Genomic DNA, 10,649 nt, shown 5'->3' with positions numbered 1-10,649 from the left:
TTGTCACGACCCCGTGGCCACCCAGCCGATCAGAACACGGACTGAATCCCCCAGTTGAGTAATCCACCCATCAACTCAATCAGCACCGCGATCACGGGTAACAGCAGGTATGCCCAAACGGGATAATTGCCGAGTGATCGTGTCAGTAGCATTCGCCGGAGTGCGGGAACGACATTGGGTCGCTCCTGACCGATGATCAATCCAGTCAGCGCCAGGTATACCGATAACCTGACCGTAAAAACGTCGGCGCCATCGCCCATGAACGTCAGGTCCCAGATCAGGATGTTTAGCCAGATCGGGATAGACACGAACGCGCCGATCAGCACGGTGCGGGGGTAAAGCAGGAGCACTGCCGTGACGATCTGCGAGACGCCAACGAACGACCGGAATGGCTCATGGTCGGCCAGGTACCACGACAACCGAAACAGGTCGATGTCTTTCAGGGCCATCTGCATGGTCGCATCGCTCACGCCAAACTGCAAGCCGGCCAGTTTGGCCACCCCGTAGCTAAGCAGCATGCCAGCCAGCAGCAATCGGGCAGCCAGGAGGAAATAAAGCCAGCCGGCTGTTCTGACTTCCGCTGTCATCGGCCTCACCTTGCTAATCATTACGATTCTGTTTTGAATGGTTGTCTGTCTCGGTCATTCACTTCACCCAGCGCGTGGCTTTACCCTTGAACTGCACTTCGGCCCGGTCAGACAGGGTCGGAGAAAAAGCGTCTATCTGCGGGTCGTGCAGATGGACCGCGCTTGAATCCTGAACGACCAACTCTACGGCTTTGTAATGACCGTCTCGCAGCAGGGCAAAGCTGTTTTGCGTTTCGGTCAGGTGGAGTACGGGCGAAGCGGTCAGCTTATTAGCGAACAGGACGCTGTTTTGTAACGACACGTCAAGCGTGGGCTGCGTCCGGTCCTGTATGGTCAGCCGGGTGTTGATCCCCCGTACGCTGACGAACGCAGGAAGCCGCACAACCAAACCTGTCATCGGGTTATTCCACACAGACCCACTCGGGCTTGAATGATTGGCAGTATCCGGGTTAAACGAAACGTGTAATGTGTCGTGTTGCACGCGAAAGCTGAAGAACGAACTATCGTCGGGTGCAATGAGTGCCTGCGACCGCTGCCCCGTTTCGACGAAAATCTCCCGGCTTCCCGTCCCGTTGATGACCAGATGCGCAGCCGCCGGCAGGTCGCGCCGGACGAAAAACTGATACGGGTCGCGCCAGTCGATTTTCGCGTATTCCCGCGCAAGCAGCACATCGGTAGCGACCATCCCCGTCAGGGTAATCAGGACCGCAGCGATCAGTAAATAATGACTTGTTTTCATGGTTGAACGGGGGTTTGTGACGTTGCCTGGGTGGCGGTATACTGTTCGTAGCGCTGCTCAATGTCGCGCAGGTCGATGCCGAGCAGGGTCAGGTTTTTGAAAAAGACGGGTAGGTCGTTGGCCAGAAACTGCTCGCGTCGAAACGCCCGGATTTTGTCGGCCGCATCGTCGGCGGGGAAATAGCCGATACCTCGTTTGTTGGCAATCACGCCCTGTTGGCTCAAAAATTCGTAGGTCCGCATCACGGTATTGGGGTTTACTTCCAGTTCAGCCGCCAGCTCGCGTACCGACGGTATCCGGTCGCCGGCGTTCCAGCGACCCAGCAGCACCTGCTCGCTGACATACTCAGCGATTTGCAGGTAAATGGCCTGTTTATCACGAAATTCCATACTCACACCTCCCGTTCTTTCAGCCGAAAAAAGGCTGTTACATACAACAAAAGCACCGCCGACACCCCTACCCCGTAGCGAATAATATCACCGGCAGGCTTTGGTATGCGCACCATCCGCCATGGTCCATTTATTTTTTCCACGAATGCATTCCCAAAAATTTCTAGCGACACCGAAACCTGATCACTAAAAAGGCCCTGTAGCAATTGTCTATTGAAAAAGGTCAACGCAAACACAAACGCGAAGGCAATCACGGGTAGTAATGGCAACGTGTACCGGCGTATTAATAGCGCCAGCGCCAGCGATGCCGGATGGATGAGTGCCGCACTCAGCCAGAAACTGCGGGGAAGCTCACCTATGTCTCTCCAGTTCAGATATGAGTCGATTGTCAATAGGCTCCCGTAGTCTTCACGAATCGATTTCAGCTCCTCCGGTTTCCAGTTTCGATGGTTGACAAACCAGACACCTATTGAATCGATGATTGTGAACAATGACAGGCACACAATCAGATAAAATAAGCCAGAGACAACAACCAACTGCAGCCACTTCTCTATCAGTGAAGCTGGCCGTAACAAGTAAGTGATGGCCTTTTCTTTCTCGTTCAGTACAGCCACCTGCTGAACAGTAAATATGTACCAGGCTGCCCCACCAACGATAAACAAGACATTGTAGCGGCTGTTGGCCACGCTTACTGGATATTGCCGATACACTATGGACGAAAAGGCGATTAACACCACAAACAGTACGGCAACGTTGGCCAGCAGCGCGTTGCGGTTCTCAACGAAATAAGTGCGCAGAAGCCGACCGAAACGGCTTGGTGAAAACGTCTGGTTCATAAGGCGGTAACGGTTGATGGTGAGGAGAACAGCGTGCGGATACGGTCGGGATGGGCCTGAACGGCGTTGAATAGTCGCTCCAGATCAAGGCGGCTGGGCTCGCCGGTCGGGTTCTCCGCCACGACGGCATAGCCCCCGACAGCTCGCTCTGAGAATAGCAGGGGGCGGGCGACATCGAGCGTCGGCAGCATACCGAACCACAGCTGGGTTGTTATTTCCTCTACGCTGGCTTTCAGGGCTACCGTCATCCGGCCGTCACGTTCGGCCAGAATAATCACCGGGTCGATCAGGGCTTCGAGGTCGCGCACCTGGTGCGTCGAAATCACAACTGTCCGGCGCTCATCGACGGCCCCGGCAACCAGCCGCCGAAACTGACTTTTCGAGGGAATGTCGAGTCCGTTGGTAGGTTCGTCCATGAGCAGCAGCGCCGTATTGGTCGCCAGTCCGAAGCCAATCAGCACCTTCTTTTTCTGCCCGTACGACAGTTCATTTAGTTTTTGCTCGTCGGTCAGGCCAAACTCGCGCAGGTAACCCGTCATCTGCGCATGGCTGAAACGCGGATAGAACGGCGCGTTGCTGTCGACAAACTGCCGGATACGGACGGGCGGCAGGTAAAACTCTTCCGGCACCAGAAACAGCTCTTCCAGAAACGCCGGTTTGCGGTCGCCCGGTACCAGATCGCCAGCTCGGATCTGGCCCTGCTGGGGATACAGGAGCCCCGCCAGCAACCGCAGGAGGGTCGATTTGCCGGCTCCGTTCGGCCCCAGAAGCCCGTATACTGAACCGGGCTCCAGCGTCAGATTCAGTCCGGCGTACAGCGGCTTCTTCCGCCGGTACCCAAACGTAACATCGTCCAGTACAATCATTGCTATAGTGTATTAGATAAATAGTACACTGCAATAGTAAATAAGCTAGTAATACCTGTCAAGTAACTGACTGAATAAATTTCGTAGACGGTCGATCAGGCAGTAGAATCGAGCGGATGGCGTATTATCGTGTCGATTTCCCACATACACATATGTTCGCGTCTACTTTTCGTTGCATTGCCTCCACCCTGATACTGAGTGGTCTCCATCTGATAGCCTGGGCGCAGCCGACCAGCCGGTGGTCGTCGCTGTTCGACGGCAAAAGCCTTGCGGGCTGGGATACGTATCTGCGCCAACCGGAGGGGACAAAGCAGCCGCCCTACGGCCTGAACAACGACCCGTTGCGTGTTTTCACCGTCGCCGATGGCGCTATCCGGGCGTCGGGACAGCTGTGGGGCGGTATCAGCACCCGGCAGGAATACGACAACTATCACCTGCGACTGGCCGTACGCTGGGGCACGAAAAAATGGTATCCGAACGACAGCACCCGGCGCGATGCAGGGCTGCTCTACCATGCCACCGGCCCGTATTCGTTTGCCTACGATTGCTGGTTGCGCAGCAGTGAACTCCAGATTCAGGAGGGCGAGTTCGGCGACTTTTTCGGGGTCGGTGCAGGTTCAGCCGAATTTCCGATGCAGCCGGTGACGGTACGGGGCAAATCGCTGGATCAGTATGCGGTCGATGCGCCCCTGCGTCGCAACGCCGATGCCGTTGGCAGTGGCCGCGTGTATCGGTCGGGCGATTTTGAACGCCCGCACGGTCAGTGGAACACGGTCGAGCTGATTACGCGCGGGGCCGACGCGGTGTACATCGTCAATGGCTACGTCGTCAACCGGCTGTTCAACACCTACCGCCCGGCGATCCATCAGCAGACGACGCGTGGCAAAATTCAGCTTCAGTCGGAAGGGGCTGAAGTCTATTATCGACAGATCGAACTGCGCCCCGTCGACTACACCTCCCCCCAATCATTGAGCCTTACCGCCGACAAAACTACCCTAACCGACCTCGTTCCCGGCAAACCGCAATCCGTTCAACTCACGAACCGGGGAGACGCCGTTGAACTGGTTGCAGTAGAATTGAGCGGACCGGCAAACGATCGATTCCGGGTTCAGTTGCCGACGTTCCCCCTGCGCCTGAAACGGGGTGAAACCCTCGCCCTACCCGTTGTGCTGCTGTCCGCCGATCCCAACCGGACTACCACGGCCACCCTCCGACTGGAAACGGTGCTCGGCCCGGTACCTGATCTGGCAATCTCGCTACAAGGCCGTTGATGTATAATGCGCTTACGCGATATAGATACGTTGCACCTAGACAGGTGAGTTTACCATTCCAATCCAGACCTAAAAGGTTTTCGAAACCTTTTAGGTCTACGGCCTGGCTACCGATCAATATATTTTCTATTGGTAAGCCAACGAATGTTCCGCTTTCCGACTCCCGATAGAAACTGTTCTATCAACTAATTAGATTATGCGTATCATTTTCAAGGTATCGGCTCTCGTTATTATCCTTTTCGCCTTCGTCTCAACCCGTTCATACGCGCAATTTCAGCTCAACGTAGCGGGCGTACGGTCCATCCCCATTCAACGGGGCATGACTTTGAGCGATGGTACATGGGGCACTGGGGTTACCGTGCGTTATTTCACCAGTCCCCGTGTAGCGGTTGGCGTAAATGCCCGCTATTTTACGCAGCGTAGCGAATTTGGGGCGGGGACATTTCGTAGCAACAGTCGGTCGCTGATGACAACGGGGCAGGTGGAATATTTCTTTTCAACCCGCCGGTTGCGGCCGTACGTGGGCCTGGAAGCCGGACTATATGCCAGCAACAATACTACCGAATTCTATGACTACGGTAGTACGTCGCCCCGGGAAACGTTCTCCGGAACCAGCCGTAACGTTGGTTTGAGCCCCAAAGCGGGTCTGCAATGGTCAATTACGCAATCGATAGGTGTGAATGCGGAGCTTGGCTACCACTATATTTTCGATGGGAACGATAATCATACTGCTACGGTCAGCCTGGGTGCTTTTGTAAAATTCGGCAAACGGTAGTCTCCCCGCAGACCTAAAAGGTTTTGAAAACCTTTTAGGTCTCTCAATCAGCATTTTATTTGATTAGTAGGCGATTTTGGGAACTCAACATTGTTACCCCGTACAACCTCTCAGGCGTAAAACCCAACCTTACAGCAGCCGGATACCGGCATCCCGGAACCGGCCGACCAGTTGCTGAAGCAGTTCGCTTTTCAGGCTGGATTCGCTGGAAATACTGCGCATCCAGGCGACCACCTTTAGTTCGATAGCATCAGCAGCAATACCCGTTACGACAACTTCCGGCGGCATTCCATTCACCGACTCATCGAGCTGACTGGCGCTTTCCTGAATAATCGTCCGCAACTGCTGCATATCCGTGTCGCCACCCACTTTCAGGGTAAATTCCGTTTTCAGATACGTTCCCCGCGACGACCAGTTGACCAGTCGGTTCGACAGCAGATCACCGTTGGGAATGATGACTTCGGAACCCTGACCGGTCAGCATTTTACTGGACCGGATGCCGATGTCGAGGATACGGCCTTTTTTGTCGGCCAGTTCGATGTAGTCGCCGATGCGGAAGGGTTTTTCGAAGATCAGGATAATGCCCGACACGAAGTTGGACACGATATTCTGCATACCGAGACCGATTCCGACGCTGAGCGCCCCCAGCACAACGGTGAATTTGTCGATCGACACGCCCGATGCAACTACGGCCAGCAGCACCCCGCCGATGATGATGACCAGCCGAATCAGGGCCAGCATGGAATTGACCTGGTCGACCTGCCCATTCGCCGACGGCACCTGACTTTCGCCGAAAAACAAGCCGATGTTTTTCTGTAGCAGACTCGACAGATAAATGATGATCGAGAACGACAGGATATTGCTCAGGCTGAACGTAACGCTGCCGAACGTACGCGGTTTGGTGAGCACCTCGCCGATGAAGCTAAAGACACTATCGGCAATACCCAGGTTGGTTAGGAATACCAGCAGCCACAGGGCCACCGCCAGAAAAACCAGCCCTTTCTTGGCCGCCCGGCGCGTGTGATCGACGTTTACCCGCGAAAAAAGTCCCTGCGCACTGGCACTAATCCGCATCTGTAGTTCGAGCGCTTCCAGCACGATCTCGATAAATACGGCGAGCCCGGTGATTTGCACCAGCGCAATAACCGCCGTCAGGCTGAACGTCTTCGCCAGACTGATTCGCCCGATCACGTTCAGCAAAATTGCCAGGACGTGCAGGACGAAGAACAATCGGGTTACGGGACGGATGATGCGCGTACTGACCGATTTACTTTGCAAATGACCGGCGTACCGATAGCCAATGTAGAGGAAGGCCAAGTTTAGTCCGATAAGCCAGAGCCGTAGACCCAGCGAGTCGTTGACCAGGTTGACCGTGACGATCAGCAGCACATACAATACACCGTTTGCCTGCCACAGCCGCAGATCAGGCGGGGCCAGTTTATGCCACAGATGAATACTCAGTACGACCAGCAGCAGAAACTGCGTGAATTCGATGTACGACGACGGAGCACCCGGTTCGAACAGGGGAATCAGGTTCAGCAGCACGATCAGCGACGCGATGACCGGTACCGGCCGCAGATTCGTTGTGTTGAGCTTACCCAGATCCTGCCTACCCGACAGGGCGTTGAGTTTTCTGAAATTGGCAAATACCCAGGCGAAGAAACCGATGGCCAGCAGATAGAGCAGAAACCGGTCGTCCCAGGTTGCACTCAGGAAGTACGTCAGAATTTTTTGCTGCCCCAGGTAGTTCGCCCATAGCTGCTCGCTCAGTTGCGACACACTAAGCGACACGGGGGCCTGCCACAAATGCGGTACCTCCCTACCAAGCGTGTTGGCAGTTGATTGTTGCAGCTGCTCCCCCAGTGTAGCCTGCAACTCACTAACGTTCAACGATGTACCCGACACATCAGCCAGCAACCGACTGACCGTATCCAGCTGGGCACTGGTCTGCGTACCGGCATTCTGTAGCTGGAGCTTAATGCTTGCCAGCTGATCGCGATAGAGTACTTTCTCCGTCGTATCGTTACCAGACACGGTCAGCAATGAATCGCCACTCAAATTTACCAATTGATCGAGCTGCCGCTGTAAGTCATTGTTGGACTTGGACAGCGCGGTTCGCCAGGTCGCCAGTCGGGTCTGCGCATCGTTCAGAATCAGCCGGTAGTTGGCGATGACTTTGGGATCGATGGCCAGCTTGTGCAGGTTGACGTCGGCTACGATGGGCGCGATACTGGCTTTTACGTCCGCCAGGCCAGCTCGAATACGCGTTACGCCGTACCCACGTTTACCCGCCGATTTAAGCTCGGTAATAGCCGACTGGGCTTTCTGAATTTTAAATAACAGCGTATCGGGAATAGACTGCCCAGCCACCGGTATCTGCGTCGTATCCTGCGCAAGCGCCTGTTCCGATGGCCATAAAGCGAATAAAATGAAGAAGCAGTAGTGCCAAAAACGTTGACTATGCATGCACCTACAATTGGATGGTAATAACTAGGTAAACGCACAAGATCGGTGCAATGGTCGTATTTTTTTCTAAATGAGTACAGGAACGGCACCAGACTACCGGCTCAATTTACTCAGCCAATCCAGCAAATCAGGCACTAAAATCGGCTGTCCGCTCATCAACAGACACGACAAACCCCCGCAGCCGCCGGATGGCTGCGGGGGTTTGTGTATCGCTGGCAAGTTGGTATTAAGCCGGATTCGTCGTGACCGTAATGGCCACATCGATGTTACCCCGGGTTGCCCGCGAGTATGGGCAGGTTTCATGCGCTTTGGCAACGATTGTCTCCGCCTGTTCCTGCGTCAGACCGGGCAGGTTGACCCGCATCGTAACGGCCAGCGTCGGTAGTTTTTCGTCGTTGAGGAACATATCCACCGTTGCGTCGACCGCGATTTCGTCAGCCGTCAATTTATCGGCCCGGAGGTGGAATCCCACCGCGCCACCGAAGCAGGCAGCATAGCCAGCCGCAAAGAGTTGCTCGGGGTTCGTCGCGCCTTCACGGGCGCGACCACCCAGCGACTTGGGCAGGGTAAGTTCAAGATTGAGAATATTGTCATTCGAGGTCACCTGACCGTCGCGACCGCCAACCGATTTGGCCTGGCCCGTGTGCATTATGGTTGTGTTCATGGTAACAAAAAAATAAGCAAGTAATTAATTATCAGGCTAGCAGCGTCAGCAGCCGGTTCAGTTCGTCGCGGAGTGTTGTCACGTCAGCGCGGGTGAGCGACAGGCGTTTCCCCAGTTCGTCGGGAATGTGGCGTGCCTGTTCGTGCAGCATCTGTCCGGCCGGCAACAGCCCAATCCGTACCGATCGCTCGTCGCGGGGATCGCGCCGACGGCTGATGAGCTGTCGGCTTTCGAGTAGTTTCAGCAACGGTGTCAATGTCCCCGTATCCAGATGCAGTCGCCGACCCAGTTCCTTAACCGCAATCTCACCGTGTTCCCACACCAGCAGCATAACCAGATACTGCGGGTACGTCAGGTTCAGGCGATTCAGCAACGGCTGATACACTTTCGTAATCTGCCGCGACAGTGCGTAGATCGGGAAGCAGGTTTGTTCGTCAAGCCGCAGCCGGGGATCGATTTCGAACGGCGTTTCGTGTTTCATTGGCTGGCAAAGGTAAACGCAAATTTACATTGTATCAAATTTAATTTTACACGATCATTTTTTTCAGACCCTTACTTACGATGGTGTTATCAGCCGGAAAAGTTGACCTCATCTGGGAATCAGCTCCGTACCCAGCAAATGGCCCGTCTACCGGGAACAATCATCCCAGCAGAACTGTAGGTTTATCAACCACAGTATGTTTCGTATGACGCGTCGACAGCATTTCGTCGTGATCCTGATTCTGGGCGCACTCTCCACGATCGGACCATTTTCCATTGACATGTATCTGCCGGCGTTTCCGGCCATTGCCCGCGACCTGCACGTCTCTATTGCGCAGGTACAGCTATCACTTACGTCTTATTTTATCGGTATCGCGGCCGGGCAGTTGCTGTACGGGCCACTCATCGACCGGTTTGGCCGGAAGAAACCACTGTACGCAGGTTTGCTGGTGTATCTGCTGGCCACATTCGGCTGTGCGACGGCTGGTTCTATTGAACTACTGATCGGTATGCGGCTATTACAGGCACTGGGCGGGTGCGTCGGGCTGGTAGCAGCGCAGGCCCTTGTGCGTGACCTGTTTCCGGTCGGTAAGATCGCGTCGGTTTTCTCGCTGCTGACGCTGGTCATTGCCGTGTCGCCCATGATTGCGCCGACCCTTGGCGGCTACGCGACAGTGGCTTTCGGCTGGCACGCTATCTTTCTTATTCTGGCGGGCATCACCGTGCTAATGCTCCTGGCCATTCACTATTTCCTGCCCAACGGTCGCCCCGCCGACGCGTCGTTGTCGCTCCGGCCGCAGGCGGTCATGGGTAGCTTTCTGACGGTATTGCGTCAGCCGCAGTTTCTGACCTACGCCCTGGCGGGCGGCATCGCCACTTCGGCTCCCTTCGCTTATATTGCCGGGTCGCCCGACGTGCTGATGAACATTTACCACGTCAGTGCGCAACAGTACGGCTGGATTTTTTCCTTTCTGGCGATTGCTATCATTGCGCCTAACCAGCTGAACCACCTGCTGTTGAAGCGGTTCACCAGCGCCCAACTTGTGTACGCAGCCGTTGTCTACCAGACGATTATGGGTAGCTTACTCGTCCTCGGCGTCTGGGCGGGCTGGTTCGGTGCGGTCGGCCTGATCGCCATGCTCTTCCTCTTTCTCTGTGGTCAGGGTCTGATCGCCCCGAACGCATCGGCCCTGTCAATGGCTCCGTTCGAACGCCATGCCGGTAGCGCAGCCGCGCTCATGGGCAGTTTCCGGATGGCGTTTGGGGCTGTTGCGTCGGGTACCGTCAGCGCACTGCACAACAACACGGCACTGCCTATGGTTGGTACGATGCTGGCCTGCGTCGTGGCCGGATTGGCAATTCTATTACTGGGGCAATCCAGCATACGCCGGTATAGCCACCAACACGCGTAAGTGTATGGGCTAAAAACAGTTAGCGTCCCGACCTGCCAACGCAAATCGGGACGCTAACTGTTTACCGCTTTGTAGCGATCACTACAATCATCAGATAATTGGCTGACGCATATGTAGAGACGTGATCCTTCACGTCTCACCGCCGGATGGGCGTCACCGGAGGT

Annotated in this window: 11 protein-coding genes; 3 read left to right on the top strand and 8 right to left on the bottom strand. The window is 55.2% G+C overall.

Features of this window, described 5'->3' with window-relative positions; all coding sequences use genetic code 11:
• Positions 1-29: 29 nt before the first annotated feature.
• The 5 genes from CLV58_RS01155 to CLV58_RS01135 are packed head-to-tail and all read right to left on the bottom strand — an operon-like array spanning position 30 to position 3,417.
• Complete coding sequence (locus tag CLV58_RS01155) at positions 30-608, bottom strand: hypothetical protein (protein WP_211300801.1); 579 nt, start codon at positions 606-608, stop codon at positions 30-32.
• 37 nt (positions 609-645) lie between these two features.
• On the bottom strand, positions 646-1,326 hold the full coding sequence (locus CLV58_RS01150) for a hypothetical protein (protein ID WP_106135928.1): 681 nt from the start codon (positions 1,324-1,326) through the stop codon (positions 646-648).
• Complete coding sequence (locus CLV58_RS01145) at positions 1,323-1,715, bottom strand: GntR family transcriptional regulator (RefSeq protein ID WP_106135927.1); 393 nt, start codon at positions 1,713-1,715, stop codon at positions 1,323-1,325. The genes CLV58_RS01150 and CLV58_RS01145 overlap by 4 nt, the downstream gene beginning before the upstream one ends.
• 2 nt (positions 1,716-1,717) lie before the next feature.
• Positions 1,718-2,551, bottom strand: coding sequence for a hypothetical protein (locus CLV58_RS01140; RefSeq protein WP_106135926.1), 834 nt, complete (start codon positions 2,549-2,551; stop codon positions 1,718-1,720).
• Positions 2,548-3,417, bottom strand: a complete 870-nt coding sequence (locus tag CLV58_RS01135) for an ATP-binding cassette domain-containing protein (RefSeq protein ID WP_106135925.1) — start codon at positions 3,415-3,417, stop codon at positions 2,548-2,550. Before CLV58_RS01135 ends, CLV58_RS01140 begins: the two co-directional genes overlap by 4 nt.
• 152 nt (positions 3,418-3,569) lie before the next feature.
• On the opposite strand from CLV58_RS01135, the gene CLV58_RS01130 reads away from it, so the two are divergent.
• Positions 3,570-4,688 carry a 3-keto-disaccharide hydrolase gene (locus CLV58_RS01130; RefSeq protein ID WP_170108623.1) on the top strand — a complete coding sequence of 373 codons (1,119 nt, stop codon included), beginning with the start codon at positions 3,570-3,572 and terminating at the stop codon, positions 4,686-4,688.
• A gap of 196 nt (positions 4,689-4,884) precedes the next feature.
• Positions 4,885-5,463: an outer membrane beta-barrel protein gene (locus CLV58_RS01125; protein ID WP_106135923.1), complete on the top strand. Its 579-nt coding sequence runs from the start codon at positions 4,885-4,887 to the stop codon at positions 5,461-5,463.
• 129 nt (positions 5,464-5,592) lie between these two features.
• Here CLV58_RS01125 and CLV58_RS01120 read toward each other — a convergent pair whose 3' ends face one another.
• The 3 genes from CLV58_RS01120 to CLV58_RS01110 form a co-directional block, all read right to left on the bottom strand.
• The gene (locus CLV58_RS01120; protein ID WP_106135922.1) at positions 5,593-7,929 is read right to left on the bottom strand and encodes a mechanosensitive ion channel family protein; all 2,337 of its coding nucleotides are present in this window, start codon (positions 7,927-7,929) and stop codon (positions 5,593-5,595) included.
• A gap of 226 nt (positions 7,930-8,155) precedes the next feature.
• Positions 8,156-8,593, bottom strand: coding sequence for an organic hydroperoxide resistance protein (locus CLV58_RS01115; RefSeq protein ID WP_106135921.1), 438 nt, complete (start codon positions 8,591-8,593; stop codon positions 8,156-8,158).
• 31 nt (positions 8,594-8,624) lie between these two features.
• The gene (locus tag CLV58_RS01110) at positions 8,625-9,074 is read right to left on the bottom strand and encodes a MarR family winged helix-turn-helix transcriptional regulator (RefSeq protein ID WP_106135920.1); all 450 of its coding nucleotides are present in this window, start codon (positions 9,072-9,074) and stop codon (positions 8,625-8,627) included.
• 205 nt (positions 9,075-9,279) lie between these two features.
• Here CLV58_RS01110 and CLV58_RS01105 point away from each other — a divergent pair, with 205 nt between their 5' ends.
• A complete protein-coding gene (locus CLV58_RS01105) occupies positions 9,280-10,485 on the top strand; it encodes a multidrug effflux MFS transporter (protein WP_106136111.1) in 1,206 nt (401 codons plus the stop codon).
• The last annotated feature ends 164 nt before the right edge of the window (positions 10,486-10,649 follow it).

This window comes from Spirosoma oryzae, from assembly GCF_003002825.1.
GTDB lineage: Bacteria > Bacteroidota > Bacteroidia > Cytophagales > Spirosomataceae > Spirosoma > Spirosoma oryzae.
Note: the sequence above shows the minus strand (reverse complement) of the source record. Positions and strands in the feature narration are given on the sequence as shown.

Bases quoted from the DNA above. Each gene is read 5' to 3' on its own strand.
- CLV58_RS01125 (WP_106135923.1), top strand. From the start codon at position 4,885: ATGCGTATCATTTTCAAGGTATCGGCTCTCGTTATTATCCTTTTCGCC.
- CLV58_RS01110 (WP_106135920.1), bottom strand. From the start codon at position 9,074: ATGAAACACGAAACGCCGTTCGAAATCGATCCCCGGCTGCGGCTTGAC.
- CLV58_RS01150 (WP_106135928.1), bottom strand. From the start codon at position 1,326: ATGAAAACAAGTCATTATTTACTGATCGCTGCGGTCCTGATTACCCTG.
- CLV58_RS01120 (WP_106135922.1), bottom strand. From the start codon at position 7,929: ATGCATAGTCAACGTTTTTGGCACTACTGCTTCTTCATTTTATTCGCT.
- CLV58_RS01105 (WP_106136111.1), top strand. From the start codon at position 9,280: ATGACGCGTCGACAGCATTTCGTCGTGATCCTGATTCTGGGCGCACTC.
- CLV58_RS01145 (WP_106135927.1), bottom strand. From the start codon at position 1,715: ATGGAATTTCGTGATAAACAGGCCATTTACCTGCAAATCGCTGAGTAT.
- CLV58_RS01140 (WP_106135926.1), bottom strand. From the start codon at position 2,551: ATGAACCAGACGTTTTCACCAAGCCGTTTCGGTCGGCTTCTGCGCACT.
- CLV58_RS01135 (WP_106135925.1), bottom strand. From the start codon at position 3,417: ATGATTGTACTGGACGATGTTACGTTTGGGTACCGGCGGAAGAAGCCG.
- CLV58_RS01115 (WP_106135921.1), bottom strand. From the start codon at position 8,593: ATGAACACAACCATAATGCACACGGGCCAGGCCAAATCGGTTGGCGGT.
- CLV58_RS01130 (WP_170108623.1), top strand. From the start codon at position 3,570: ATGTTCGCGTCTACTTTTCGTTGCATTGCCTCCACCCTGATACTGAGT.
- CLV58_RS01155 (WP_211300801.1), bottom strand. From the start codon at position 608: ATGATTAGCAAGGTGAGGCCGATGACAGCGGAAGTCAGAACAGCCGGC.